The sequence below is a fragment of the Streptomyces sp. LZ34 genome (genome assembly GCF_053890475.1).
Genome location: NZ_CM132680.1, coordinates 6,671,206 through 6,696,277 on the forward strand (window position 1 = coordinate 6,671,206; position 25,072 = coordinate 6,696,277).

The window sequence follows — 25,072 nt, forward strand, 5'->3', positions numbered from 1 at the left end:
AGCGGCCCGGCCATGACGGGGGCGATTTCCTCCTTCACGGCCGATCGCTAGCCTGGTGACCATGAGTCAGGAGCCACTGTCATCAGACCTGCCCACATACGATCAACTCCTGGACGAACTCAAAAACATCCGCAGGCCCGGATTGGCAGACCTGCGCAGAACCGATCGCCCGGCGCTGCGTGCGGCGGCCGTGGCGGGCGGCTTCTGCGAGGGCCCCGACGACGCCCCGGCCGGTATCGAGGCGCTGCTCAAGGAGGCCGTCCGGCGGCTCGGCGAGAAGGACCTGCTCGGCCGGGCCGCGGCCCACACCTTCGGACTGCTCCCCGACCGCCGGGGCGCCCCCGCCCACGACCGCCGCAAGACGGCCGCCGAGGTGTACGGAGTCACCCCCGACCGGTTCCGAAGGCACCAGGAGTCGGAGGTGATCCAGCAGCTCGCCGAGGCCGTGCTGACCGTCCTGCGGGAGCCGCCGCCCTTCCCGGGCGGGCAAACCCGACTTCCAGCCCGGCGAAGCGGACCGGCCGGCGACAGCGGCGGCAGCGGCGGCAGCGGCGACCAGCATGGCCAAGAGCCGCCGCTGCGGGTCGACAGCGTGCCGGTGGACGCGCGTAGCACGGTCACCTTGCATGTGTCGCCCATCGAACTGCTGCGGGACATCCAGGTGTTGGTCTCCTCGGAGAACGTCTACCTGGAGATGTCCAAGACCTTCCGTCCCACGACGGTGTCCGGCGCGCTGCGGCTGGCCGCCGCCGTACGCGACCCCGCCGGGGAGATCATCGACGACGTGCTCGCGCGCGAACTCGCCGCCTGGCTGCGCGCCCACGGACGCCCGGGCCTGCCGGTCCGGCCGGGCACGGTGGTGCCCACCTCGGCCGGGGCGCTCGCCGCGCGCGGCGTCCGGCGCATCTACCACGCCGCGGTGGCCATGCCGCAGGACGATACGTATCGCGTCAGCCCGGAGAGCATCGCCCGTGCGGTCGGCGCCTGTTTCGCGCTGGCCCGGGCGGAGCGTGACCGATATGAGCCCGCCCTGTCGTCCATCTGCTTCCCGCTGCTCGGCGCCGGCCGGGGCGGCCTGGCGCCCGCGGTCAGCGCGACCTGGCTGCGCTGGGCGATCCGCGACGAACTGGCCCGGGACGCCCGCTGGCGGGTGCATCTGGTGGTGCGGAGCCGGGAGATAGCCGAGGCCGTCGGCGCGCTGTGACAACTGAGACCGCCGGGACCGCTCAGGGCCGCCAGCTGACGCCGGTGAGCCGGATTCCCGAGCGCCGCAACCCGCGCTCCAGCGCCGCCAGTTCGCCGCGCCGCGGCACTCCGTAGAGCCGCACATCGCCTTCCCCCTCGACCACTTGCAGACGGGGTCCACCCGCCGTCCGGGCCAGATGCGCCTGGTAGCGGGCCCGCCCCAGTGCCGTACGCGGCAGCATGCGCTGGTTCGCCGAGCCGCGCCACACCAACTCGGTGGGCTCGGCCGCCTGGAAGCGTCCGGTCACCACCACGTCGGCGTGGCGGACGGCGGCGGAGCGCGCCGCGTCGTGCTCCACTTCCCGCTCCTCGTATCCCGTGTAAAGGAGGAAGTCGATCTCGCGCCCGGCCGCCGGGCCGCCCGCCGCCACCGCCTCCGCGCGAGCCTCCGCCGCACCGCCCAGCAGGGCAAGAAGGCCGGCCGGCTGGTCGAGCGGCTCCCCGCCGCTGACCGTCAGCCCGTCGGCGCCTCGCGCCAACGCCGCGCGCCACAGTGCGAGCAGGGACGACACCGGGCGCACCGTGCCGCCGCGCGGATCCCAGGTGTTCCGTGACATGCAGCCGGGGCAGGCCAGCCCGCACCCCTGTAGCCAGATGCCGAGCCGCCGTCCTGGGCCCAACGTCTCCACCGGGAAGTGCGTCTGGCTGATCCGGAGCACAGGCTCCCGGCACCCTGGGGCGTTGTCCACCGGCCCGTCTCCCTTTCCTCGCGCTTCCCCGCACTTCCCCGCACTTCCCCGTACTTACTCAGGCATTCCGCACGCTTCCTCGGGCGGCCCTGTTCCGAATTCCATGATCAATGACATGACGGCTGCGGAACCATTCCAGTATGACCCGGCGTCAGGCGCATATGGGGGTGTTCTCCGGTCGGCTTCTGGGCGTTTTCAGGGGCGGGCCGTACGGGGAGCGTTCCCGGGTACATCGTTACCACTACGGTCCGACAGATATTCGAATCCGCGATCGAGCGGCTCTGCGAGACGAAGCGGAATGCTGCTTTCCGCGATGGGGCGGACGGGAGCGGAATTCGGCTCGAGGAAAATCGGGGGAGAAAGCATTTCCATGATCACATCCGATAGCGTCAACCGCGTCGTGCGCCGGGGGAGACTCGGCCCCACCGCGCGCGTCAGGGCCAAATGGCGGGGCAAGCGCGACGGCGACCGGGGTGTTCCCCACCTCCCCCTCCCCGAGGCCACCTCGCCACCCGGGGGACAGGGCTACGACGTGCCGGTGTCCCCACCCCTCGAGCCGCCGGACCCGCAACTGCTGGTCACCCCGTACGTCATGGAGGTGAGGGCCACCGCACGCCGGGCCACGGAGCAGTTGCGCGCCTCCCTGATCGGGCGCGAACACGCCCTCGTCAGCCGGGTGCGCGCCGAGTCGGTGCGCGTCGTCACCCAGTACGACGTCCGCCAGGATCCCAGGCCCGCCGCCCTCGCCCGATACGGCCACTGGGTGGGCGAGTGGCGCACCAGCGTCGACCGATGCCGGTCGCACGCCCAAGCCGTCGTCGACCACGCCAACCAGCAACTCGCCTGCTACTGGGACGGGGTGCGCGGGTCCCACCCCCACCTCGCCCGGCTGCCCCGGCGACTGCCCGCGGACTGGCTGCCCGGCCGGGTGGAGCTGGACGGCTCCTGGCACCAGCCCGACGTCTGGCTGCTGGCCGACGACGAACGCGCCCAGACGGCCACGTCCCGGGCGCTCCAGATACTCGAACGGCAGAACGCCGACCGCGCCGACGGGAGGACCGCACGATGACCGTCCACAACCTCTCCTCGGGTCTGCGGCGCGCGCTGCCCGCCGCCTCGCTCCTGCTCGCCCTGGTGGCGGCCGCCACGGCCTGCGACGCGGTGTCCAACGAACCGAAGCGCTACTCCCAGGCGTGCGGCGTCGTGGTCGACGGCTCGGGTTCGGCGGACGCCACCAAGACCGGCTTCGACGCGGAGGCCAAGCTCAAGGCGACGCTGGACAGGTTCCTGAAGGACCGCGAGTGCCGCAGGACGTCCTTCGCCCCGATCACCAAGGTCTCCCAGGCCTCCAAGTGCCAGGTCAGCCCACTCGATTTGGACCCGGACGGCTCGAAGACGGCCGACCGCGACCGGACCCGCACGGCCATGCGCGCGGTCGCCCTCTCCAGCGCCCTCAAGCTGCTGCGCTGCGCCCAGGAGCAGGAGCCCGGCTCCGATGTGCTCGGCGGGCTGTCGCGCATCGCGCTGACCAAGCCGTCGGGCGACGACGCCTCGTTCGACGTGTTCGTGGTGAGCGACTTCGACCAGGGCGACCCCGACTTCCGGTTGGGGCGGCAGGACCTGTCCACCGACGCGAGCCGCACGAAGGTCATCGACGGCTTCCTGAAGTCCCACGGCAAGCCGGACCTGTCCGGCGCCGACATCTACCCGGTGGGCTACGGCATGAAGTACCACACCGACACCTCCCGCTACGGGCAGTTCGACGACTTCTGGACCGAGCTCCTGGAGGGGAGGGTCAAGGCACGTGTCCACACCACATATCGCCAGTGACGACGAGGAGCCGCCGCGGCGGCGACTGCGCCGCCGCAGGCCCGACGCCGACCGCGGGCGCCGCGCGGGCCGTGCGGGCGCGCGCCACTTCCCCGACGGATCCCTGCCGCAGCCGGAGCCCGTCGAGCCGGACGTCATCCGCGCCCGCGACAGCGCCTGGCTCCTCGACCGGGCCCGTAAGCACGGCGCGGCGGCCGGCGCCCGGAAGGTCTTCGACCCCTGGGTGCTGGGCAGCCCGGACCGGGTCCCGTACTTCGCCGAACTGGCCAGCCTGCGCGACCGCGTCAGACACCGGCTCGCCGAGGAGGCGGCGCGGGCCGAGGAGGACGGCGCGCTGGAGGCCGGGCGCGTGCGTGCGGCCGCCACCGCCGCCACCGAGCGGCTGACGCGGGCGCAGCAGCGGCGTGCCGCGCTGGAGCAGCGGCAGCGGGCCACCACCGCCCAGCTGGACCGTCTGGCCCGGCGGGCCGACCGGTGGCAGAACTTCCGCGACACCGTGCGGGGCGGCTTCGAACGGCGCTGGCTGCGCGCCCGGTTGCCCGCCGACGGCGCCAACGGCACCGACGGCACTGACGGGACCAGTGGCACCAACGGCAGCGATGGGACCGCCCCCGGCGCCACCGCGCAGCGCCGCGAGGACGGGCCGGACACCGCCCGGGACCATGCCCGCTGGCAGGCCGTGTCCGAGCGCGACCCGGCGGCGCAGGACGCCGACGGGGTCGACCGGGCCCTGTCCACCAGGGCGGCCTGGGAGGGCGCGGCGGCGCGCCCCGGTATGCCGCGCTGGATGAAGATCGGCGTGCTGGTCCTGCTGATCGTGGTGGAACTGCCCGTCTACTACTCCGTGTTCGAGAATCTGCACGGCGTCGGGCCGTTCGCCAATCTGCTCTCCTACAGCCTCATGGTGGCCGTCGCCGTGGCGATGATCCTCGCCCCGCACATCGCGGGCTGGATCCTGCGCAGGCGCTCCGCGACCGGCGCGGTCCGGCTGGCCGCCGTGCCCGCCCTCGCGCTGATCGGCGTGTGGGCGTACGGCGCCTGGGCGCTGGGCGATCTGCGGGCCAAGGTGGCGTTCAAGGAGGAGCCTCCGCTGGATCTGCCGCCCGATGTGCCCAAGGAGGTGAGGGACAGCGTCGCCAACCAGCCGAGCCTCATCGAGTCCTTGAACCTGGACCCGCACAGCGTCTCCTTGATGTTCATCGCGCTGCTGCTGCTCTCCGGCGGGATCGCCTTCCTGATCGGGCTGGGCGAGGAGCACCCGTACCTCGCGGCGTACCGGACCAACGCCGAGCGGCTGAGCGAGCTGGAGAGGGAGACCGAGGCGGACACCGCCGGCGCCGAGCGCGCCAAGGAGGCCGAGGCCACCCTGGACACCCGCGCCGAAGCGCGTCGCGCGGCCCATGAGGCCCGCCTCTACGCCGTCGACGACCTGTACGAGGCCGCGGCCCACGCCTATCTGGACGGCTTGGCCGTGCAGTCCGCGGATGCCGCGGTCACCGAGGCCGCCATGCGGCTGTCCCGGCAGTGGCCGCTGCTGCCGCACATGTGACGGCGTCCCGCACGCCAGTACGTACGCACGCAAGGAACGCACGCAAGGACCGACGGGGGTGACGCATGGAGCCGGCGGGCGCGGAGCAGTACATCCTCATCACGCAGTGCCTGCAGAACGACTTCTTCCTCAATCTGGACTGTCAGTTGTCGCTGCCGGAGAGCGCGGTCTCCAAACTGCTGCTGGACAGCGAGGGCGGTGAGACCTTCCGCACGGAGGGCCACCGCCGGGTCCTGCCCGAGGCGGAACTGCGCCACTCGCCCCTCGCCCGCTTCCTCGACGCCACCGTCGGCTCCCGCATGCGCGGCCACGGGGACGGGGTGCTCCACCTGATCAACGTCCGCGACTGGCATGTCCCGGGGGAGGCGTACGACCTCGAACGCAGGCAGTACGGCGCGCACTGCGAAGCCGACACCTGGGGAGCGGCGTACGTCGACGGCCTCACCGACCTGCTGGCCCCGGAGCCGCCGCCTCCCGGGGGTGCCGAGGACGGCTGGGGCGGCAGGCTGCGCGTCCACCACGTGCGCTCCAACACCCTCTACGACTTCCAGGACACCCCCGCACACCCACCCGGCCCCGGCCGCAGCCCCAGTGCCGGCCCCAGCTCCGGCTCCGGCCCCGGCCACCGCGAGGCCTCCCCGCTGGCCGCGCTGCTGGACGAGCTCCTGGCCGACGGCCGGCACGAGACGACCCATGTCGTCGTGATCGGCGTGCTCACCGACATCAAGATCCAGCTCCTGCTGACCGGCATCCGTTCCCGCTACGACGTCCGGCAGCTCGTCGTCTCCGACGCCCTCACCGCCAGCCGCACCCTGGAACGCCATCTGACCGCCCTGGACTTCTGCCAGCGCGTGCTGCGCACCGAGGTGATGACCGGGCTCGCGGAACTGGCCCGCTTCCTCGGCTCCCGCCCGGACGACGACCGCCGGCTGTCCCGGGGCGGGGACGCGGAGTTCGCCGGCTACTCCTCGTACATCCAGGACAAGCAGGGCATCCTCTCCTACGAGGACGCCCGGCTGCGCGACTACCGCATCCAGACCTCCGAACGCCTCAGACAGGCCCAGCGCACCGTCGGCTTCGCCAGCAAGTTCCTGCTGGGCCTGGGCACCTGTCTGCTGCTGACCGCTCTCCTGCTCTCCCTCCTCGGCGTCGTCTTCCCGGGCCGGGTCGGCTGGCAGAGCCCCGCCGTCCTCGGCGCCCTCGGCGCCGGGCAGATCGTCACGCTCTTCTTCACCCGGCCCGTCCGGTCCGTACAGGACGCCCTGGCGGAGGAGACGATCTACCGGATGGTCCTGGAGAGCCGCAGCCTGAAGGTCGCCCTCGCCCGCTACCACGTCACCACCGCGAACGCGCTGCGCAGACACGACGACTTCGGCTCGCAGTCCGATGCGCTGGAGCGGCAGCTGGAGGTCCTGGAGAAGATCGACGCGGCGGACTTCGAACGCCTCAAGGGCCTGGGCGTGACCCCGCGCACCGACCAGCCCGGCCAGGGAAGCCGGGGTCGGGGCGCCCGTCGCGGCCGTACGCGCCCGACGCGCTGAGGCCGGTCGCGGCCGGTGGCCCCCGAGGCCGCGGCGGTGCACATGTTGGCCACGGGGGCTCGTCTCAGCGTTCTTCTCGTCTCAGCGTTCTTCAGGACGGCCCGAGCCCGCCAGCCCCACCTGAGCGAACAGGACGACGCGCCGCCGCCTCGTCTCAACTCGTCCACGGCGATTTGCCGTCCGGGAAGGTGGCTGTCAGGCCGGGAACCCACCGGTTGGACACCTGTGGACGGGAGATCCGCCATGCCCCGACGATCACTGAGCCGTCGCGAGCGACTGGCCCTGCTGGGAATCATGATCGGCAGTCTCATCTCTGCCATCGCCGGAGCGGCCACCAGCGAGGTCATGAAGGGGCTGTTGCCGTGAACACGCCCGGCGTGCTGTCGCGGGCCATACGTCGGCATATTTCGCGAGGCGCGAGCCGCCGTCACTTTGTGTGTGAAGTCGCTTCCGATGCGCAAGGATGCTTCAATGGCCGGTCACAGGAGTAGTCCGCGGCAGGGCAGCCAGCGATGCATCCCGCGGCCCGTGTTCGTAACCCCAGCGGAACTGCGTGAGTTGAAGGACTACGTCTACCAGCTCTATGTGGAGGCTGGGACACCCCCCGTACAGCACATAGCCACTGAGATCGAGAACGACGACACCTTCAGCGGCAGCCCTTCGAAGGCCACCGTCCACCGGATCATCGGCTCGGAAGAAGTGCTGGCGGGGCAGGAAGACGTCGTCTCGGTCGCCGTGCTGCTGGCGCGCAAAGCGGGCCAGGACGCCCACGGCGTAGCGACCCGGGTCAAGGACATGTGGGTCGCCGCGCGGCTGGCAAAGACTCTCGGGGCCCTGGTGGGGGACCTCGATCCGTTCGCCCTGGAAGTGCACCGTGCCATCACCGTGCCCGGCCAGGAGTCGCTGCCCACGCTCCCGATCTACGTCGAGCGGGATCACGATGTCGCGCTGAGCGAGGCCGTGGAGCGGGCGGTACGGGGTGAGAGCCTGCTCGTCACGCTGATCGGGGAGTCCTCGACGGGGAAGACCCGCGCCTGCTGGGAGGCGCTGCGCCGGCTCCCCGAAGGATGGCGAGTGTGGCACCCCTACGATCCGACGCGCCCCGATGCCGCCCTCGATCACATCGGGGAAGTCGGCCCACGAACCGTGATCTGGCTCAATGAGGCCCAGCACTACCTCCTCACTCCGGACACGAAGACCGCCGAGCGGATCACCGCCGCACTGCGAACGGCGCTCCGCGACCGGCGTCGCAGCCCGTTGCTGGTCCTCGCCACCATGTGGCCACGATTCTGGGACCCGCTGACGGCCCCTTCCGCCACAGGTTCCGACGACCCGTTCGAGCAGCAGCGCAAACTGCTCACGGGGACCGGCCAGTACATCGTGGTGCCGAAGGCGTTCACCGACAGCGACATGCGGCAGGCGCGCCAGAAGGCGGAAAGCGACTCCCGCCTGGCCAGCGCCCTCGTCGGCGCCGCGGAGGGGGAGATCACACAGTTCCTCGCCGGTGTCCCGAGGCTGATGTCCCGCTACCGTTGTGCGCCCCCCGGCGCGATGGCGCTGATCCACGCGGCCATGGACTATCGGCGGCTCGGGCATGGCCCGGCGATGCCCCGTGCGCTGCTCGCGGAGGCTGCCGAGGGCTATCTCACCGACCGTGAGCTGGGATGGCTCGGAGACGACTGGCTGGACGTGGCCCTGAGGTTCTGCGGCAAGCCGTGCCACGGGGTCCTGGGCCCGCTGACGAAGATCTCCAACAAAGGGGACGACGTCGAAGAACCGGCGTACCGGCTCGCCGACTATCTGGAACAGCAGGGCCGCCTGGAGCGTCGGCTGCTGTGCCCGCCGGCTTCCTTCTGGGAGGCAGCGGTCCGGCACTGCTACGGCCATGAGGATCGCGCCGCGCTGGCTCGCGCGGCGGAGTCACGGGGGCGGCTGCGGGTCGCCACGATCCTTTACGAAAAGGCCGTCGCGGCCGGCAACACCGACCTGCGCCCCGACCTGGCACGGCTTGTGGAAGGCACGGGAGACGCCGAGCGGGCGCGCGAACTCTACGAAGCCGCCTGGGAAGCCGATGGGCGGGCGCGGTGGGAGCTCGTCCGGCTGCGGGAGATCCTGGGGTACCCGGGGAAAGCCGAGGACCTGGCCAACGACGCGGCCCGTCAGGGCGACACCACCGCCCTGATCCGGCTGGCCAGACTGCGTCAGGCGGCCGGCGACGACAAGAACGCGGAGCGTCTGATGCGGAACGCCGCGGCCAGGGGCGAGATCAATACGTTCGCCGAGCTGGCCCGGTCCAGGGAGGGGGCGGGCGACCGAGAGGGAGCCGAAGAGGCCGCCTTCCTGGCTCTGAACCGAGTCGGCAGCACATACGCCCTGTCCGAGCTGGTGCGCGTGCGGGAGAAGGCCGGCGACGGCGACGGGGCCGAGCACCTGGTGCGGGCCGCCGTCGCGCGGGGCAAGGTCCGCCCGGCGGTCATCCTGGCCAGGACGAGGGAACAGGCCGGTGACAGCGGGAGCGCGGAGCGCCTGCTGGACCTCGCCACTCGGTCCGGCAGCAGGTTCGCCCTGGCCGAGCAGGCCCGGTTGCGCAGGAGGGCAGGCGACAGCGACGGGGCGGAACGACTCCTTCGCGCGGCTGTGCACCAGGGCAGCACGACCGCCCTGACCGAGCTGGCCCGGCTGCGGGACAAGGCGGGGGACGCGGAGGGAGCGCTGCGTCTGTACCGCACCGCGGCCAAGAAGGGCAGCACCGATGCGCTGGCCGCCCTGGCTCTGCTGCGGGAGGAGGCCGGGGACAGCGAGGAGGCCGAGAGCATGGCCTGCCGCGCCGCTGACGCCGGGAGCACCTTCGCCCTGCTCGAGCTGGTGTGGCTGCGGGAGAAGACCCGCGACCGGCAGGGTGCGGAGCGCCTGGCGGAAACCGCTCAGCGCGCGGGCAACACCGGGGCGCTCGTGCTGCTCGCCCGGTTGCGGGAAGAGGCCGGCGACAAGGAGGGGGCCGAACGTCTCGTGCTCCGCGCCGCTCAGGCCGGCCACAGCCTCGCGCTCAACGAATTCGTCCTGCGCAGAGAGGCCGGCGGCGACAGCGAGGGGGCGGAGCGCTTGGCCTCGGCCAGCGGCAGCCAGGTGGTGACCCAACTGGCCCGACTGCGGGAGGGGACCGGGAGACGTAACGACGCGGAGCGTCTGTACGGTCTCTCGGCCGAGCTCGGAGAGACCCGGGCGCTGGGCGAGCTGGCCCGCTTGAAGGAAGAGGCCGAGGACTACGAGGCGGCGGACGAGCTCACCCGAAAGGCGGCGCACGCCGGTCATGTCGAAGCGTTCTCCGCGCTCGCTCGACTGCGCGCCGACAGAGGGAGATTAGAGGACGCCGACCGTCTTTACCGGGCTGCCGCCGATGCGGGTTACGGCGAGGCACTGACCCAGCTCGCGGAACTGCGCAAGCGGTGGGACCCCGACTGGGAGAAAATGTTGCGGTACGGTCTCACCGCCGACGGCCACACGTCGCAGCCCTGGTAATCCTCGCGTGGATCACACTGCTTCGCTGCATCTTCGACCTCTGAAACCAGCTCACCGCAGTTCCATCGATGATCACCACTGCCCCAGAGGACGGGCTGATTCGTCGGTCAAGCCGTTACGGGGGTGAAGCGAATGGTGACGTTCGCCCAGCCGTCCGGGCTCTCGTAGTGCCATGTGCCGGTTTCGTCGGCGGACAGCATTGCTTCGGAGTACAGGGCTCCGACGAGGAGTTTCCAGGGCTCGTCTCTGTCAGTGGTTCCCCCGTGGGACAGATCTCGTAGCGACTTGTCGGCTGCCTTGAATACGGCCGTGCGGATATCGAAATACCGCGCACGGTCGACTGTTCCTGTGGTGACGCCGGATCTGCTGATGAACGTCCATTCGGCGTGCCAGGGTCCATCTGCCATGGTTGATCATCCGATCTGGCGAAGTGCTCCCAGTGACTTTGCGGTGGATATGAGACACAGACACGCCGTGACGTCGGCGTGTCGCCGTCCGATATTCACCGCAAACTCGGGTGCCGGTGGTGCGGGGCTGGTGTCCGCGCCCCTGTCGGGGGTGTTTCCGTGGGTGGCAAACGGAAAGGGCGATCACTTGGCAGGGGCGTGGTCTATGCGGGGGCGATGCCTCATTGGCGCTGGGCGTGAAGGCGGGCGATGGCCCGTAGCTGTCGCCGCTCATTGGGGGTGGCGGGGCGCACCGAGACACAGTGCGACCGCCACGCGAGGCCCGTAGGGCGGGTGAGGCACACCATTGGCCCGTCAAAGTCGGCGATGGTCCCGGGCATCTCGTAACGCCGGTCGTAGACCACCACGCCGACCGCAAGACTGGGCAGGACCTTGGTCCAGTCCCCGCCGTTCACCGCTCGCCCCTCGCGCCGCACCGGGCGCACGTGAACAGGCACGGTGGCAGATCGGTCCCGTGCGGGATAAACACGACGCCGGAGCGCACATCCAGCGCCCCGCAGTACCGCGTCCACCATCCCTCGAGGGAGTCCTCGTACGTGGTGCCTGCGAACGGGTCGGCGGCGTCAGTATCCGTGGCCGTCTCGACGACGAACGTGTCCGTTCCCCAACGGCTCAGCGCACCGCTTCCGGTGGCTGGTGCGTGGCTCACTTCGCCCCCCGCTCCAGATGCTGGGCAATCTGTTCGCTGAGGGCGGCAGACTGCTGCCACAGTTCCTCAAGGCTCGGGCGATCGCCGTCGCCCTGCTGCTGTCCGCCCTGCCCCTGCGGTCCGTCGTCTGGTCCCTGCTGCGTCGGAGGCGTCGTCGGGGAATCCATCTACGCCACCACCTTCACGCCGTGGATCAGGCGCGGTCCCACATCGACCCCGTGCACAGCGAGCCACAGCGCCCGCCGACGCTGCCGTCGCAGCCGACGCTCGGCGCGCTCCAGCCGCTGCTGCTGTTCGTGCGCGACGGCGCAGGGCCGGACCATGGCGGCTCCGCGGCCGTCCGGCGCCCCGAAGACCGGGCGGAACGGGATGATGGGGCCGTTCACGCGATCCGCCGACATGGGCCGCGCTGGTGCGTCGGATACCCGGACTGTGCGCATCATCGGCGCGTGCTGGTGCTGCATGGTGGGGTGGCCGCCAGCCGAGTCGGCCGCGCGGTGACGGCCGGACGGCGGTAACACCATCCGTAGCAGCGCTTCGAAGAACCACGCGATGGCGTGGGCCATGCTCATCAACTTCCGACTCGCGGGGACAACTGGCTTGCGACGTGTGAAGAACTGCTGCCGTGTCAGGGGCACGGTGAGACACCACCTCTGGGCTCGCTGTGTAGGCTCACCCAGATCTTATCGCTATTCGCGAAAAGCAGTAAAGAACCTAGGTGTTGGCCAAGGGGTCGCTTACTGTGTAAAGCGGCAAGGTTGGCAAGGACGACCAAGACGGAGGAGGGGCTCGTTGGCCGGCGATGCGTGGATCAGTACGTCGATGCCTTACCTGCGGCCGGCCGGGGGAGGCCGAGGCGATGTGTGGAGTGAGGAGGCCGCGGCTCACGGACGGCGGGGTACTCAGCGCATCGTCCAGGCCGGGGAGGTGTCCGTTCCCGCAGTCGTGGCGCGGCTGTTGGGGGTCGAGGCGGGGGCCGCAGTGGTCGTGCGGCGACGGATCATGTACTTGGACGAGCAGCCTTGCGAGCTGACCGACTCCTACTATCCGGCTCACATCGCGGTGGGTACCGGGCTCGCGAGCACGGCGAAGATCCGTGGGGGAGCAGCCGCCCTGCTCGCGCAACTGGGGCACGTGGGGCGTCGGGTGCGGGAGGATGTGACGGCGCGGATGCCCGATGAGCAGGAGCGCGAGCTGCTGCGGACCGCCGAGCTGGAGCCGGTGATGTGTCTTGAGCGGGTCGTTCTCGATGGGGACAATCGGCCGATTCAGGCTGATCTCATCACCATGCCCGCCCACCGCCAGCGCCTTCGTTACGAACTCAGGATGGGATGACCGTGCCCAAGGCTGATCAGGACGCGATCGACCGGCGGTCGCTGCATGAGCGAATCGCTGCAGATCTGCGGGACGGGATCATGTCGGGCGAGCTTGGACCGGGCGCCAGGCTTCCCTCGACCGCACAGCTCAAGGAGCGGTTCAGCGCCTCGAACGCGACCGTGCAGAAGGCACTGCAACTGCTGAAGGACGAAGGCCTCGCGATCGGCCGGGCCGGGGCGGCCGTCACCGTACGGGAACACCGGCAGCGCACCATGCGGCCCGCCGCGTACATGGCGCCGGCCGCGCCGGGAGAGCCGTATCCGTGGATCAGCGAGGCCGCCACCGGGCACCAGGCGCGCGGGAGCAGCCGCCTTCTGGAGGTGGCCGAGGTGAGGCCGCCCGCGGATGTGGCGGAGGTGCTGCGGCTTCCGGAGGGCGGGATGGCGCTGCTGCGGGCACAGGTGCTGTCGCTGGACGACGAGCCGGTGGAATTGGTGAAGTCCTACTATCCGCTGGAGCTCGCTCGTGGGACGGCGATGATGGATCGCCGCAAGATCAAGGGCGGTACTCCGGCGTTGCTGGCGGAGCTGGGGTATCCGCCACGGCTCAGCGTGGACAAGGTATCCGCCCGTGTGCCGACGCAGGAGCAGTACACCGTGCTCGGCCTGCCGGGAAATCTGCCCGTCCTGCGGACGTTGCGGGTCGTGTACAGCGATGATGAACGCCCCATTGAGGCCACGGTGATGGCCAAGGCTGGTCACCTCTATGAGCTGCAATACGAGTTTTTGCCGTCCTGAGCGGTGCTGTAGCGTCCGCGGGGGCTACGGTTCCGCTGTCTCCGCAGGGCGGCCGCTCAGCCCAGGGAAGCCAACGCATTCACCACACTGTCCTGCGGGCCTTCGGGCGGGACGAGATGGACCAGATCATCGCCAAGACCACGGGATGAGCTCCCTACCCGGAAGGTGGCCGAGGCCCGGCCTGTTCCCGGGCCCGGCGGTGGTGCGGGAGCCGTCAGGAGCCGATTGCCTGGGGGTAGCGGAAGAAGCCGGTCGGGTCGTACCTCCGCTTCACACGGACCAGCCGGGGGTAGTTGACGCCGTAGTAGGCCTCCCGCCAGTCCCCCAGCTTGGGGTCGGGGAAGTTCTGGTAGGAGTGCTCGGGGGGCGCCCCGTCGAAGAGGGCGTCGTAGAACTCGTGGAGCCAGTGCAGGTTCGCGGCGGCGACCTCGGGGGAGTCGTAGTCCGCCCAGGAGGTCTCGGCGGCGAGGATGAACAGGCCGTTGCGGTGCACGAACGCGGTCGCCCGCCGCGGTACCAGGTTGATCTCCCCGCCGAGTGCGAACATCGCGAACCCCGCCCCGTCCGGGTTGCCGCTGCCCGGCCAGGCCAGCAGTTGCTCGGCCGCGGCGCCGACCTGCCGCTCGGTGAGGAGTGTCCGGGAGTTCAGGACCGCTGACTTGGCGGCGAACTTCTCCACCGGAGTGGTGGCGCTCAGCAGCGTGCTCGCCTCGGCGGGGGTGACCTCGCGGACGGCGGCGCAGTTCCGGGCGCGTTCGTCGGCCGTGCCGATGGCGAGCAGCGGGGCGAGGATGGCCTGCAGTTCATCGAGGGGGCCGTAGTACTGGCCGATCGCGTTGACGCCCGCGTTCGCGCGGATCTGGTCCCGGGTGCGGCCGCGGGTGCCGATGCCGAGGCGGAGGTGGAACCGTTTGTCGTCCAAGGTCTCCAGGGCGATCCGCTGTGCGGTCGCCATCACCGGTAGTACGGAGTCCAGGCTCCAGCCGAGCCGGTAGAACCCCACATCGCCCTGGAACCGCTCGTACTGGAACGTGAACGAGGTGTGCACCCCGAAGTTGTTGCCCGCGCCACCCCGGCAGGCCCAGAACAGATCGGGCTCCGAGTCCTCACTGGTCTCGACCACGCGGCCGTCGGCGAGTACGACGGTCGTGGCGACCAGCCGGTCGCAGGTCAGGCCGAACATCTTGTCGCTGAAGCCGATACCGCCGCCCAGCACAAGACCGGCGACCCCGACCGAGGGGCAGCGGCCCGTCGGCACGAAGATGCCCTGGTCCTCGAGCAGCGGGTGAAGGTCGCCGTTGGTGACCCCGGCCCCGACGGTGACGGTGCCCGCGCCGTGGACGACCTTGATCGGCCCGTACGCCCGGGAGCGGGCGGTGCTCCGCGGTGCGGTGACGATGTTCTTCATGCGGCTCATGTTGAGCAGCAGGCCCGTGGTGGTGGAGTAGCCGGCGTAGTTGTGGCCCAGCCCGGAGCGGGGCACCGCGGGCAGCCCCACCTCGCGGGCCCAGCGGATCGCCTCGCGTACGTCCCTGGTGGTGGCGCAGGTGACGATGCCGACGGGATGGGTCCCGGCGTACCGGTGGTTGAACGGGAGCGCCAGCGGAGGGTAGCCGGAGTTCGCGGGCCGGTAGAGGGTGGCACCGGGGGAGAGCGACGCGGCCAGCCGCTTCCAGTCCTGGCGGCTGACCCGCTCCGCCGTCTCGGTGGCCGCGGTCGCGTCGGGCGGCGCTTTCATGGCCACCGCCCCGGCGCCGAGGGCGCTCAGGGTGCCTGTCCGCAATACGTCCCGCCTGTTGATCACTGTGGCCCGCCTTCGCGAAACGGTCGGAGGCCCGATTGCCTCGGGATCGACTGGTCAACCGATCGTTCACCGACGGGGCCGCCCGGCGTGGACCGCCCACGAGCCGGCCACTCGAAAGCGTGCCTGACGCACCGCCTGATAGCCGAGCCGCAGTGGCCCGCCCGGGGCTCGCCTGTTCGCCGTGGATCAGAGCCTGAACTCGCGGATCACGGTGTTCCTGAACACCGCGCTGCCATCGATCGTGAACAGCGCCAGCCCGGTGTCGGCAGGGTCCGGGAAGGCCTCGGAGGAGTGGACGTACCGGCCGTCGTCGATGAACATCTCCACGGAGGTGCGGTCGATCAGGATGCGCAGTCGGACCGTCCGCGCGGACGGGTCGAAGGGGGTCCTGCTCTCCTGCCACCGGCCGGAGGAGTCCGGGCTCACCGTGTAACCGCGGTTGACGAAGGCGTAGTCGTTGTAGATCCCGGCGTCGATGTGGCGGCCGCCGTCGGTGGAGCGGCGCAACTGCAGCCCCGCGCCGGTGAGCTGGTCCCAGGCGATCTCGGTCGTCAGCTCGTAGGCGGTGCCGGTGTACTCCAGCACCCGCTGTCCGTCGACCTCCAGGTCGCCGAGGTTCACCGTGCGGGAGACATGGGCGTCGAGGGCCGCGACGGGCTGGGAGGCGAGGTAGTACGTGCCGCTCGCGGCGCGCTTGAGGGTGATCTCGCGGACGATGGAGTCGGTGCCGTTGAAGCCGTCGCAGTCGATGGTGGGCGTGGTGTTGGCGTAGTCCCAGTGGTTCAGCCAGCCGATCGCGTAGCGCGCGGCCGGGTCGAGGGTGCCGTCCGCGTCCCGCTTCTCGAAGGTGACGGCCGCGTACCAGTCCCAGCCGTGGTCGAGCCACTGCGGGTCGGAGGCATCGGCCGTGAAGGTGGTGCCGTCGAAGGTGCCGGTCCAGTACGCGTAGGTGCTCGGCAGCCCGGACGCCTTGCCGTTGGCGCTCACGCCCAGCACCCACTTCCGGGTGCCGTCCTCGGCCGTGATCCGGAACAGGTCGGGGCATTCGAGGACGCCGATGCCGTCCTTGATGAACCCGCTGACGTACGTCCACGACTTCAGGTCGGTGGAGTGGTAGAAGCCCACCTTGTTGTTCTCGGCGAGCGCCATCACCCACCGGCCGCGCTCCTCGTCGCGGATCACCTTGGGGTCGCGGAAGTCCCGGACCCCGGGGTTGGGCAGGACCGGGGCGGTGCCGTGGTGGGTGAACGTACGGCCGCCGTCCGTGGAGTAGAACAGGTACTGCGCCTGGGTGTTGGCGTTGTCGTCGGGCGACATGGTGGCCAGGACGATCACCGCGCCCGCGCCGAAGCCCGCCGTGTTGTCCGTGTCGACGACCGCGGAACCGGACCAGACGTCGCCGTTGGGAGTGGTGTCCTTCGGCACGGCGATGCCGCGGTCGGTGAAGGACACCAGGTCGGTGCTGGTGGCCAGGCGCCACGCGGTGCCGGCGGTCGTACCGCCGGTCAGGTAGTCCGGGTTGTAGAGGTAGTAGTAGTGGTACTCGCCGTCGATCCAGACCGGGCGCTGCGGGTCGTTCTTCCACTGGTCGGGCACGGTGAAGTGGTACGCGGCGCGGTAACTCCCGCACGACGCCCTGCCCTTGGACTTCGCCGCCGCCGGTCTCGCAGCGACAGGCAGTAACGCGCCGGCCGCGCCCACGGCCGAGGCGACGAACAGCGACCTCCTGGATATGCCCGGTGTCCAAAGCATGGTGCGGCTCCTTCCCTGACTCCGTCGTCAGGACTGCGGCTCGGTGGTTCGGAACTGTAGACCTAACTCGTTAAAGGTCAACCCTCGCGCGCGCCTTGACAGCCCCACGACAGGGTTCTCATCATCGGGAAGTCACTTCGACTAACACGAGTTAGGCTCAACACCGATGACCGACTCGCTCATCTCCCGCCGCGGCCTCATGCGGTACGGGGCGTACGGCGCCGCGGCCGCCGCCCTCGGCGGCGTCGCCGCCAGCTGGGACCGCCTCACCGGCGCCGACATCCCCGGCCGGAACGACGGCTCTCTCGTCGTCGCCACCCTCGGCCCCGCCTACGGACCGGAGGCCGTACGCACGCTCACCGAGGGCTTCCGGAAGCTGCACCCCGACATCAAGCTCCGGATCAACGCGGTGCAGGCCGTCGACTGGTCCGACTTCTTCGCGAAGATCCTCACCCAGATCGCGGGGGGCACCGCCCCCGACCTCGTCTACGTCGCCACCGAGGGCGTCCAGCTGTTCGCGCAGCGCCTCGGGGTCCCGCTGGACCGGTGGGTGAAGCGGGACGCCGAGGAGCTGCGCGAGTACTTCGCCGACGTCCATCCCTCGCTGGTCGAGTCGATGATGTACGAGGGGAGCCTCTACCAGCTGCCGGTCGAGTTCAACGCGGCCGACATGTATCTCAACAACCAGGTGCTGAAGCGGGCGGGCGCGGGCTTCCCGGCGCCCGACTGGACCCGCGACGACTTCACCGCGCTGCTGCGGGACATGAAGAAGTCGGGCGGCTCCCGGTTCACCCCGTACTTCTGGACCAACCGGCTGTGGGGCGGCGTGGTGCCCTGGCTGTTCGCGAACGGCACCAATCTGCTCGCCGAGTCCAAGGCGCCCGGCGGCGCCTGGCTGTGGGACTCCTTCTATCCGGCCGCCGACCGGCGCGGGCGCGGGGGCGGTTTCCGGTGGACGACCCCGCAGGCCACCGACGCCCGGGTGGAGGAGGCGTACGACTATCTCGCCTCCCTCATCCAGGAGGACCTGTGCACCCGGCCCGAGGGCGGCAACGGCCAGAACCTCGTCGGCGTCTTCTCCACCGGCCGGGTCGGCGTCACGCCCGCGGGCGGCTTCTGGGCGGGCGGTCTGAGTCTCGCGGGCATGAAGGCCACGGACTACGACGTGCAGTACTTCCCGCGCTGGCGCACCCAGCGCATGCAGTTCGGCGCCGCCGGCTACGCGCTGCTGCGCACCTCGAAGAAGCAGGACGAGGCCTGGGAGTTCATCAAGTACGCCGCCCGCAGGGACACCCTGATGCGGCTGTTCAGGACCAACCAGACCACCCCGGCCCGCCGCTCGATGCTCAGCCCCGACCGCTACCGGGAGACCGGCCCGGACCACTGGCAGGTCTTCTACGACACCCTCGACAAGTTCCCGGACACCGGTCCGATCCCCGCGCCGCCGCAGGTCGCCGAGGTCGAGCAGGTGCTGCTCAAGCACACCGGCACCGCCCTGGCCTCCCGCGGCGCGGTGCGCCCCGCGCTGCGCCGGATGCAGGGCGACCTGGAGAAGGCCATGGAGCGTGAGGTATGACGACAAACACGCAGGCGAACACGCAGGGGAACACTCAGGTCCCGGCCGCACGGCAGCGGCCGGCTCCACCGCCCGCCGACACCTCGCGGCCCGCGGCCCGCACCCGCTCCACCCGGCTGCTCGCCACGCTGTTCCTGGCGCCCACGATCGTCGGCATCGTGATCTTCACGGTCGTACCGATCGTCGGCTCGGTCGTCCTCAGCCTCTTCCACTGGAACGTGATCGACGACCCGAGCTTCGCCGGGGCCGCCAACTACCGTGAGGTGTTCGCCGATTCGACGGTGCTGGTCTCCTTCCGTAACACCCTCGTGTTCATGGTGCTCGCGGTCGCGCTGCAGCTGCTCATCGCGCTGGCGCTGGCGCTGGCCGTGAACGGGCGGATGCCCATGTGGCTGCGCTCGGTGTTCCGGTCGGCGTTCTTCTTCCCGCTGGTGCTGTCCGCCGCGTCGATCTCGGTGGTGATGAAGTACCTCTTCAACCAGGACTTCGGCGTGGTGAACTGGCTGCTGGGCCTGATCGGGATCGCCCCGGTGCCGTGGCTGACGTCGGAGAACGGGGCGATGGCCGCGGTGATCCTGGTCTACGTCTGGCAGCAGTTCGGCTTCTCGTTCCTGCTGTTCGTCGGCGGTCTGAACAACATCCCCAAGGAGATCCACGAGGCCGCCTCGCTCGACGGCGCGACCGGGCTGCGCAAGCACCTCGCCGTCACGCTGCCGCTGCTGTCGCCCACGCTGCTGGTCGCGTCGGTGGTCGGCATCATCAACGCGCTCCAGGTCTTCGAACAGCCGTACGTGCTCACCAACGGCGGGCCCGGCGACTCGACCCGCACCGTCGTGATGGTCATCTACGAGACCGCGTTCGAGCAGCTCCGGTTCGGCCCGGCGTCCGCGGTGGGCGTGCTGCTGTTCGTACTGATCATGGCGGTCACCGCCCTCCAGTTCCGGCTCAGCCGGCGTTTCGTCCACTACCAGTGAGCCGGGTGAGTCCCATGAGCCAAGCGACCATGAGCCGACCGACCCCGAGCCGACCGACCCCGAGCCAAGCCCCCATGAACCTGAGTCGCGCGCGGCACTCGCTCGCGCCCTGGGCCCGGATCGCCGGGCTGGCGGTGTGCGCGCTGCTCACCCTGGGCCCGGTCATCTGGACCGTCGCCACCTCGCTGCGCACCCCGGCCGAGTCCTTCGACCTGCCGCCGAAGATCATCCCCACCCACCCGACGACGGAGTCCTACCGCGGGGTCTTCGACCAGATCGACGTATGGCTGGTCGCCCTCAACTCGACGCTGGTGACCGCGCTGATCGCGGTGGGCCAGATGATCACGGCTGGCCTGGCGGGGTACGCGTTCGCGCGCCTCGAATTCCGCTTCAAGAAGCCGCTGTTCGGCCTGGTGCTGGCGACCATGATGGTGCCGCTCCAGGTCACCATCGTGCCGGTGTTCCTGGTGCTGAAGTCGATGGGCCTGACCGACACCCTCCTCGGCCTGATCATTCCGGCCTTCCCGACCGCCTTCGGGACCTTCCTGATGCGGCAGTACTTCCTGGGCATGCCGAAGGACCTGGGCGAGGCCGCGATGCTGGACGGCTGCGGCCCATGGCGGATCTTCCGCTCGGTGTACGCCCCGCTGGCCGCTCCCGGACTCGCGATCGTCGGCGTGCTGGCCTTCAACTACCACTGGAACGAGTTCTTCCGGCCGCTGATCCTCGAGACCTCCGGCCAGAACTACACCCTGCCGCTGGGCCTGGTCTCGCTCCAGGGCAACCTCGGCACCGGCTCCATCTCGGTGGTGCTCGCCGGTGTCGTCCTCTCCATGATCCCCGCCGTCGCCGTGTTCGTCGTCGGCCAGCGCCCCCTTCGCGAGGGCATCACGTCCGCAGGAGTCAACCGTTGAGCCCTGCCGCTCACTCCCCCGACCCGCACGCCCCGCGCTTCAGGGTCCGTCCGCCCGCGGGCTGGATCAACGACCCGAACGGCCCCTTCCGCTGGCGCGGCCGCCACCACCTCTTCTACCAGCACAACCCCGACGCTCCCATCCACGCGAACGTCCACTGGGGCCACGTCTCCAGCCCCGACCTGGTGCGCTGGGAGCACCATCCGATCGCGCTCGCCCCGACTCCCGGCGGCCCGGACGAGGCGGGCTGCTGGTCCGGGTGCGTGGTCGACGACGGCGGCGTGCCCACGGCCGTCTACACCGGCGTCGACCGCCACCACACCGGGCTCGGCACGATCTGCCTGGCCCGGGCCGCCGACCCGGACGACGACGCGCTGGCCGAGTGGAAGCCGCTGCCCACACCGGTGGTGACCGGCCCGCCCGCCGGTCTGGACGTGGTGATGTTCCGCGACCCGTTCGTCTTCCGGTGGGGCGGGCGGCGATGGGCGCTGGTCGGCGCCGGCCACGCCGACGGGACCCCGTCCGTGCTGCTCTACGACTGCGAGGACCTGGCCGACTGGCGGTTCGCCGGAGTGCTCGTGGCCGGCGACGACCCCGTCGCGGCGGAAGCGTTCGGCGACGGGGCGGTCGGCTGGGAGTGCCCGCAGCTGTACGCCACGGCGGGCGGGGACTGGGTGCTCGTGGTGTCGCTGTGGGACAAAGAGCCGCGCGCCACCGGCTATCTGACGGGCCGGCTGCACCCGGACGGGCGGGGCGGTGCGCGCTTCGAGGCGCGCACCGGCGGGCGGCTCGACCACGGCCGGGACTTCTACGCACCCGCCGTGCTCCAGGAGACGGACCGGGCACTGATGTGGGGCTGGTCGTGGGAGGCCCGTGCGCAGAGTGAGGTCGAGCGCGCCGGGTGGGCCGGTGTGCTCACCGCGCCGAGGGTCGTCGACGTACACCCGGACGGCGCGCTGCGCGTCGTACCGGCCCCGGAGCTCGAACTGCTGCGCGCGGCCGAGCCGTTCATCACGGCGCCGGGCCGGGCTCCGCTCCCCGAGGCGTACGACCTGACCGTCAGGGCCGGCGGCCTGACGACCGTGAGTCTGCTGCGGTCCGCCTCGGGCGCGGAGCTGACGGTGCGGCTGGACCCGGATCAGGGCACCGTGACGCTGGACCGCGGTGACTGGCCCCGTACGCCCGGCATCGGCCCCGAGGGGTCGGCGCCCATCGTGGTGCGGGCACCGGCGAGGGAGGTGCGCGTGCTCGTCGACGGTTCGCTGTTCGAGCTGTTCGTCGACGACCGGGCCACGGTCACCGAGCGCGTCTACCGGCGCCCGGACGACGTGCGCGAACTCCTCGTGGCGGGGGCCGTGGCCGCCGTCACCGGGTGGGAGCCGGCCCCACCGACGCACGGCTGATCACCGGGCCGGCCAGGCGCCGGGTGGTGGCGAGCGGTGTCCGCCCGGTGTCGATGGCCTCCAGCAGCAGCCGGGCGGCGGCCTCGCCCATCGCCCGGTGCGGCAGCGCGACCGTGGTGAGGGGCGGTGCGAGGAACTCGGCCATGTGCTCCTGGTCGTCGTAGCCGACCACCGACAGGTCGCCGGGGACGGCGATCCCCAGCCGGGTCGCGGCGTGCAGGACGCCCGCCGCGACCCGGTCGTTGTAGCAGAAGACACTGGTGGGGCGCCGGCTGGCGGGGACCCCGTCGAGCACCCGCATCGCGCCCTCGTACCCGCCGGAGATCTCGCCTCCGGTCCGCAGGACCCACTCCCTGGGGACGATGATCCCCTTGGCCCGCAGGGCGTCACGGAAGCCGCGCAGACGCTCGGCCGACGCGATGTCGTCCTGGCCGCCGACCACGGCGACCCTGCGATGCCCCTCGTCCAGCAGGAGCCGGGCCGCGGTACGGCCTCCGGCGCGCTCGGCGGGGATGACGGCCGGCAGAGAGTCGTCCTCGGGCAGACAGTTGGCAAGGACAGAGCGGGTGCGGTGCAGGCCCTCGGGGACGCGGACCCGGCGCAGCGACATGGTCGCGTAGATGATGCCGTCCACCCGCCGGTCGAGGAGTTCGGCGACCGCCGCGTCCTCCTTGGCCGGGTCGCCGCCGGAATCGACGGTGAGGACGAGATGCCCGCTGTCCCAGGCGGTCTCCATGGCCCCGCGCAGCAGCCGCCCCGCGAACGGTGACGAGGCGATCTCGTCCGTGACCAGCCCGATCACGGCGGTGCGACGGCGCCGCAGACCGCGCGCGACGGGGTCGGGGCGGTAGCCCAGCCGGGCAGCGGCCTGGCGGATGCGTTCCTGAGTGGCGGGCGAGAGGTTCCCGTCGGCCCGGTCGTTGAACACGAACGACACGGCGGTGTGGGACACCCCGGCGAGCCGGGCGACATCCCGCGACGTCGGCCGCCCGAGCCCACCGGGGGGCCCGCCGCGTCCGCCCTCGTCCCTGACCATGGCCTCCAGCCTATCCGTCCGCTTATCCGGCCGTATTCCGCGGCCGAGGAACCCCGGCGGGCGGCGGCCCGTTACGCATGAGGACTCCCGCCCCCACCCTTTACGGAGGCCCGGAACCATGACCTGGAACCACTCCCAGCCGTCCCGGCGCACCGTCCTCGGCGGCGCCGCCGTCGCCGCGCTCGCGGCGGCGACGTCCGGTGTCGGCGCGGCGCACGCCGCTTCCGCCCCGGCGCGGGCCGCGTGGCCGACCGAGTTCCCGCTCCCCGACGGCTTCCTGCCGGAGGGGATCACCATCGGCCGCAGGCCGTACGCCTATATGGGCTCGCGCGCCAACGGCGCCGTCTACCGCACCGATCTGCGCACCGGCGAGGGTGGTGTCGTCCATGAGGGCGCCACCGGCACGGTGGCCGTCGGGCTGAAGCTGGACGAGGACGGCCTGCTCTATGTCGCGGGAGGCGGCGGAGGGTCCGCGCGGGTCGTCGACTCCCGTACGGGCGAGCTGGTGACCACGTACCAGCTGACCGACGCCACCGGCCACTTCATCAACGACGTCATCCTGCTCGGCGACCGCGCCTGGTTCACCGACTCGCGCGACGCCGTGCTGTACGGCGTACCGCGCGGCCGGGCCGGAGCGGTCCGCCGCCTGCCGCTCAGCGGCGACTGGGTGCAGACGCCCAACGTCAACAACGCCAACGGCATTGTCGGCACCCCCGACGGCCGGGGGCTGATCGTCGTCAGCAGCTCGCCCGGCAGGCTTTACCACGTGGATCTGAAGAGCGGTCACGCCACCGAGATCGCGCTGGCCGGCGCGGCCGACGTGGCCAACGGCGACGGTCTCCTGCGCATCGGCCGCACCTTGTACGTCGTACAGAACCGGCTGAACCTCATCGGTGTCTTCGACCTCGACACCGGCTCCCGCACCGCGACCTTGCGCCGCACGGTCACCGACCCCCGCTTCGACGTCCCCACCACCGCCGCCCGCTGGGGCGACCGCCTCTATCTCGTCAACGCCCGCTTTACCTCCCCGCAGACGCCGGAGACGACGTTCAACGGCGTCGCCGTCCCTGTGTGACGCAGGAGAGGCGGGCTACCAGGCGCGGGCCGCGCGCCGGAGGTGGTCGCGGACCCGGACGACGTCCGGGTTGGCGTCGGCGCCTGGGCGCCGCACGAGGAAGAGAGTGTTGAGCGGCGGTACGTCCGGGTCGTGGAGCAGCGCGAGGGCGCCCGACGCGAGGTGCTCATGGCACAGCGAGCGGGGCAGCACGCTGTAACCGGCCCCCGCCGCGACCTGCACGGCCCGCAACTCGCCGTTGAACCGGTCGATTTCGGGCTGGGCGGCGCGGAGGGCGGCGGTGCCGTCGTCGGTCAGCTCCAGCACCACGGCGCGGTGCTCGCGCGGGTGTGGTCGTCTGGCGAGGAGGCCGGCCTTGGTGAGCCGCGTGACGAGCGCGGTGATCTTGACAGACGCGAGGGCTGGGCGGGAGGGTCACTTCACTGGTGAAGCGAGTCACTGGTGAAGCGAGTCACTTCTCTGGTGAAGCGAGGGTGGCATGAACGAGACTCTGGACCTGGCGGTCGCGCAGAAGATGCTGGCGGCCCAGCCCTTCAGCAACCTGCTCGGCGCCCGCCTGGTGGCCTTCGGCGAGGGCGCGGCGACACTCGAGCTGGACATCCGCGACGACCTGCGCCAGCAGCACGGCTTCCTGCACGGCGGCGTACTCGGCTACGCCGCGGACAACGCGCTGACCTTCGCCGCGGGCTCGGTAGCCGGTGCCCGGCTGCTCACCGCCGGGTTCACCATCGACTATCTGCGCCCCGCCGCCGGAGCGCTGCTGCGGGCCGAGGCACGGGTCGTCCGGGCCGGCCGCACCCGCGTCGTATGCCGCTGCGACCTGTCCACCGTGGACGGCGAGGGCATGGAGACCCTGTGTGCCGTGGCGCAGGGCACGATCGCGGTAATGGCGAGCACGGAACCTCCGAACGCGACCTGACCCGTGTCGCGGGTCC

General features: G+C 71.1%; 24 protein-coding genes. 15 read left to right on the forward strand and 9 right to left on the reverse strand.

The window, feature by feature from the left end; translation table 11 throughout:
- The first annotated feature begins 61 nt into the window (after positions 1-61).
- Entirely contained in the window at positions 62-1,204 is a 1,143-nt protein-coding gene (locus ACWY4P_RS27270) for a macro domain-containing protein (RefSeq protein WP_456202972.1), read from the forward strand.
- 22 nt (positions 1,205-1,226) lie between these two features.
- Here the strand turns inward: ACWY4P_RS27270 and ACWY4P_RS27275 are convergent, their stop codons facing one another.
- A complete protein-coding gene (locus ACWY4P_RS27275; protein WP_456202973.1) occupies positions 1,227-1,934 on the reverse strand; it encodes a 4Fe-4S cluster-binding domain-containing protein in 708 nt (235 codons plus the stop codon).
- A 370-nt stretch (positions 1,935-2,304) separates the two neighbouring features.
- Here ACWY4P_RS27275 and ACWY4P_RS27280 point away from each other — a divergent pair, with 370 nt between their 5' ends.
- The 6 genes from ACWY4P_RS27280 to ACWY4P_RS27305 all read left to right on the forward strand — a co-directional run bounded on the left by ACWY4P_RS27280 (position 2,305) and on the right by ACWY4P_RS27305 (position 10,373).
- The gene (locus ACWY4P_RS27280; protein ID WP_456202974.1) at positions 2,305-3,003 is read left to right on the forward strand and encodes a hypothetical protein; all 699 of its coding nucleotides are present in this window, start codon (positions 2,305-2,307) and stop codon (positions 3,001-3,003) included.
- A complete protein-coding gene (locus ACWY4P_RS27285; protein ID WP_456202975.1) occupies positions 3,000-3,764 on the forward strand; it encodes a hypothetical protein in 765 nt (254 codons plus the stop codon). The genes ACWY4P_RS27280 and ACWY4P_RS27285 overlap by 4 nt, the downstream gene beginning before the upstream one ends.
- Entirely contained in the window at positions 3,739-5,313 is a 1,575-nt protein-coding gene (locus ACWY4P_RS27290; protein ID WP_456202976.1) for a hypothetical protein, read from the forward strand. The genes ACWY4P_RS27285 and ACWY4P_RS27290 overlap by 26 nt, the downstream gene beginning before the upstream one ends.
- Positions 5,314-5,378: 65 nt before the next feature.
- A complete protein-coding gene (locus tag ACWY4P_RS27295) occupies positions 5,379-6,854 on the forward strand; it encodes a hypothetical protein (RefSeq protein WP_456202977.1) in 1,476 nt (491 codons plus the stop codon).
- Between the two features lie 243 nt (positions 6,855-7,097).
- A complete protein-coding gene (locus ACWY4P_RS27300) occupies positions 7,098-7,220 on the forward strand; it encodes a hypothetical protein (RefSeq protein WP_456202978.1) in 123 nt (40 codons plus the stop codon).
- 162 nt (positions 7,221-7,382) lie between these two features.
- Positions 7,383-10,373 (forward strand): hypothetical protein, encoded by a 2,991-nt coding sequence (locus ACWY4P_RS27305; protein ID WP_456202979.1) that lies wholly within the window; start codon positions 7,383-7,385, stop codon positions 10,371-10,373.
- 107 nt (positions 10,374-10,480) lie between these two features.
- Here the strand turns inward: ACWY4P_RS27305 and ACWY4P_RS27310 are convergent, their stop codons facing one another.
- From ACWY4P_RS27310 to ACWY4P_RS27325, 4 genes are all read right to left on the reverse strand, one after another.
- A complete protein-coding gene (locus tag ACWY4P_RS27310; RefSeq protein ID WP_456202980.1) occupies positions 10,481-10,780 on the reverse strand; it encodes a hypothetical protein in 300 nt (99 codons plus the stop codon).
- 221 nt (positions 10,781-11,001) lie between these two features.
- Entirely contained in the window at positions 11,002-11,277 is a 276-nt protein-coding gene (locus ACWY4P_RS27315; protein WP_456202981.1) for a hypothetical protein, read from the reverse strand.
- 208 nt (positions 11,278-11,485) lie between these two features.
- Positions 11,486-11,656, reverse strand: coding sequence for a hypothetical protein (locus ACWY4P_RS27320; protein WP_456202982.1), 171 nt, complete (start codon positions 11,654-11,656; stop codon positions 11,486-11,488).
- Complete coding sequence (locus tag ACWY4P_RS27325; protein WP_456202983.1) at positions 11,657-12,055, reverse strand: hypothetical protein; 399 nt, start codon at positions 12,053-12,055, stop codon at positions 11,657-11,659.
- Positions 12,056-12,281: 226 nt separating this feature from the next.
- Between ACWY4P_RS27325 and ACWY4P_RS27330 the strand changes: the two genes are divergently transcribed.
- Both ACWY4P_RS27330 and ACWY4P_RS27335 read left to right on the forward strand, forming a co-directional pair.
- Positions 12,282-12,824 (forward strand): GntR family transcriptional regulator, encoded by a 543-nt coding sequence (locus ACWY4P_RS27330; RefSeq protein ID WP_456202984.1) that lies wholly within the window; start codon positions 12,282-12,284, stop codon positions 12,822-12,824.
- Positions 12,821-13,603, forward strand: coding sequence for a GntR family transcriptional regulator (locus ACWY4P_RS27335; RefSeq protein ID WP_456202985.1), 783 nt, complete (start codon positions 12,821-12,823; stop codon positions 13,601-13,603). The genes ACWY4P_RS27330 and ACWY4P_RS27335 overlap by 4 nt, the downstream gene beginning before the upstream one ends.
- Positions 13,604-13,817: 214 nt before the next feature.
- Here the strand turns inward: ACWY4P_RS27335 and ACWY4P_RS27340 are convergent, their stop codons facing one another.
- Positions 13,818-15,386: an FAD-binding oxidoreductase gene (locus ACWY4P_RS27340; protein ID WP_456202986.1), complete on the reverse strand. Its 1,569-nt coding sequence runs from the start codon at positions 15,384-15,386 to the stop codon at positions 13,818-13,820.
- 207 nt (positions 15,387-15,593) lie between these two features.
- A complete protein-coding gene (locus ACWY4P_RS27345) occupies positions 15,594-17,159 on the reverse strand; it encodes a glycoside hydrolase family 32 protein (RefSeq protein WP_456202987.1) in 1,566 nt (521 codons plus the stop codon).
- 166 nt (positions 17,160-17,325) lie between these two features.
- On the opposite strand from ACWY4P_RS27345, the gene ACWY4P_RS27350 reads away from it, so the two are divergent.
- The 4 genes from ACWY4P_RS27350 to ACWY4P_RS27365 all read left to right on the forward strand — a co-directional run bounded on the left by ACWY4P_RS27350 (position 17,326) and on the right by ACWY4P_RS27365 (position 22,026).
- Positions 17,326-18,735 carry an extracellular solute-binding protein gene (locus ACWY4P_RS27350; protein WP_456202988.1) on the forward strand — a complete coding sequence of 470 codons (1,410 nt, stop codon included), beginning with the start codon at positions 17,326-17,328 and terminating at the stop codon, positions 18,733-18,735.
- On the forward strand, positions 18,732-19,709 hold the full coding sequence (locus tag ACWY4P_RS27355; RefSeq protein ID WP_456202989.1) for a carbohydrate ABC transporter permease: 978 nt from the start codon (positions 18,732-18,734) through the stop codon (positions 19,707-19,709). Before ACWY4P_RS27350 ends, ACWY4P_RS27355 begins: the two co-directional genes overlap by 4 nt.
- Positions 19,710-19,783: 74 nt before the next feature.
- The gene (locus ACWY4P_RS27360; RefSeq protein WP_456202990.1) at positions 19,784-20,623 is read left to right on the forward strand and encodes a carbohydrate ABC transporter permease; all 840 of its coding nucleotides are present in this window, start codon (positions 19,784-19,786) and stop codon (positions 20,621-20,623) included.
- On the forward strand, positions 20,620-22,026 hold the full coding sequence (locus ACWY4P_RS27365) for a glycoside hydrolase family 32 protein (protein ID WP_456202991.1): 1,407 nt from the start codon (positions 20,620-20,622) through the stop codon (positions 22,024-22,026). The genes ACWY4P_RS27360 and ACWY4P_RS27365 overlap by 4 nt, the downstream gene beginning before the upstream one ends.
- Here the strand turns inward: ACWY4P_RS27365 and ACWY4P_RS27370 are convergent.
- Positions 21,989-23,062 (reverse strand): LacI family DNA-binding transcriptional regulator, encoded by a 1,074-nt coding sequence (locus tag ACWY4P_RS27370; RefSeq protein ID WP_456202992.1) that lies wholly within the window; start codon positions 23,060-23,062, stop codon positions 21,989-21,991. The genes ACWY4P_RS27365 and ACWY4P_RS27370 overlap by 38 nt on opposite strands.
- 118 nt (positions 23,063-23,180) lie before the next feature.
- Between ACWY4P_RS27370 and ACWY4P_RS27375 the strand changes: the two genes are divergently transcribed.
- A complete protein-coding gene (locus ACWY4P_RS27375) occupies positions 23,181-24,137 on the forward strand; it encodes an SMP-30/gluconolactonase/LRE family protein (RefSeq protein ID WP_456202993.1) in 957 nt (318 codons plus the stop codon).
- 15 nt (positions 24,138-24,152) lie between these two features.
- On the opposite strand, the gene ACWY4P_RS27380 is transcribed toward ACWY4P_RS27375, so the two are convergent.
- Positions 24,153-24,443 (reverse strand): LysR substrate-binding domain-containing protein, encoded by a 291-nt coding sequence (locus tag ACWY4P_RS27380; protein WP_456202994.1) that lies wholly within the window; start codon positions 24,441-24,443, stop codon positions 24,153-24,155.
- A gap of 172 nt (positions 24,444-24,615) precedes the next feature.
- On the opposite strand from ACWY4P_RS27380, the gene ACWY4P_RS27385 reads away from it, so the two are divergent.
- Positions 24,616-25,056, forward strand: a complete 441-nt coding sequence (locus tag ACWY4P_RS27385) for a PaaI family thioesterase (RefSeq protein WP_456202995.1) — start codon at positions 24,616-24,618, stop codon at positions 25,054-25,056.
- Positions 25,057-25,072 lie beyond the last annotated feature (16 nt).

Excerpts from the sequence above, each read along its gene's own strand:
- ACWY4P_RS27270 (WP_456202972.1), top strand. The coding sequence starts at position 62 with ATGAGTCAGGAGCCACTGTCATCAGACCTGCCCACATACGATCAACTC.
- ACWY4P_RS27280 (WP_456202974.1), top strand. The coding sequence starts at position 2,305 with ATGATCACATCCGATAGCGTCAACCGCGTCGTGCGCCGGGGGAGACTC.
- ACWY4P_RS27285 (WP_456202975.1), top strand. The coding sequence starts at position 3,000 with ATGACCGTCCACAACCTCTCCTCGGGTCTGCGGCGCGCGCTGCCCGCC.
- ACWY4P_RS27295 (WP_456202977.1), top strand. The coding sequence starts at position 5,379 with ATGGAGCCGGCGGGCGCGGAGCAGTACATCCTCATCACGCAGTGCCTG.
- ACWY4P_RS27300 (WP_456202978.1), top strand. The coding sequence starts at position 7,098 with ATGCCCCGACGATCACTGAGCCGTCGCGAGCGACTGGCCCTGCTGGGA.
- ACWY4P_RS27310 (WP_456202980.1), bottom strand. The coding sequence starts at position 10,780 with ATGGCAGATGGACCCTGGCACGCCGAATGGACGTTCATCAGCAGATCC.
- ACWY4P_RS27320 (WP_456202982.1), bottom strand. The coding sequence starts at position 11,656 with ATGGATTCCCCGACGACGCCTCCGACGCAGCAGGGACCAGACGACGGA.
- ACWY4P_RS27325 (WP_456202983.1), bottom strand. The coding sequence starts at position 12,055 with ATGGCCCACGCCATCGCGTGGTTCTTCGAAGCGCTGCTACGGATGGTG.
- ACWY4P_RS27335 (WP_456202985.1), top strand. The coding sequence starts at position 12,821 with ATGACCGTGCCCAAGGCTGATCAGGACGCGATCGACCGGCGGTCGCTG.
- ACWY4P_RS27345 (WP_456202987.1), bottom strand. The coding sequence starts at position 17,159 with ATGCTTTGGACACCGGGCATATCCAGGAGGTCGCTGTTCGTCGCCTCG.
- ACWY4P_RS27350 (WP_456202988.1), top strand. The coding sequence starts at position 17,326 with ATGACCGACTCGCTCATCTCCCGCCGCGGCCTCATGCGGTACGGGGCG.
- ACWY4P_RS27355 (WP_456202989.1), top strand. The coding sequence starts at position 18,732 with ATGACGACAAACACGCAGGCGAACACGCAGGGGAACACTCAGGTCCCG.
- ACWY4P_RS27360 (WP_456202990.1), top strand. The coding sequence starts at position 19,784 with ATGAACCTGAGTCGCGCGCGGCACTCGCTCGCGCCCTGGGCCCGGATC.
- ACWY4P_RS27370 (WP_456202992.1), bottom strand. The coding sequence starts at position 23,062 with ATGGTCAGGGACGAGGGCGGACGCGGCGGGCCCCCCGGTGGGCTCGGG.
- ACWY4P_RS27375 (WP_456202993.1), top strand. The coding sequence starts at position 23,181 with ATGACCTGGAACCACTCCCAGCCGTCCCGGCGCACCGTCCTCGGCGGC.
- ACWY4P_RS27385 (WP_456202995.1), top strand. The coding sequence starts at position 24,616 with ATGAACGAGACTCTGGACCTGGCGGTCGCGCAGAAGATGCTGGCGGCC.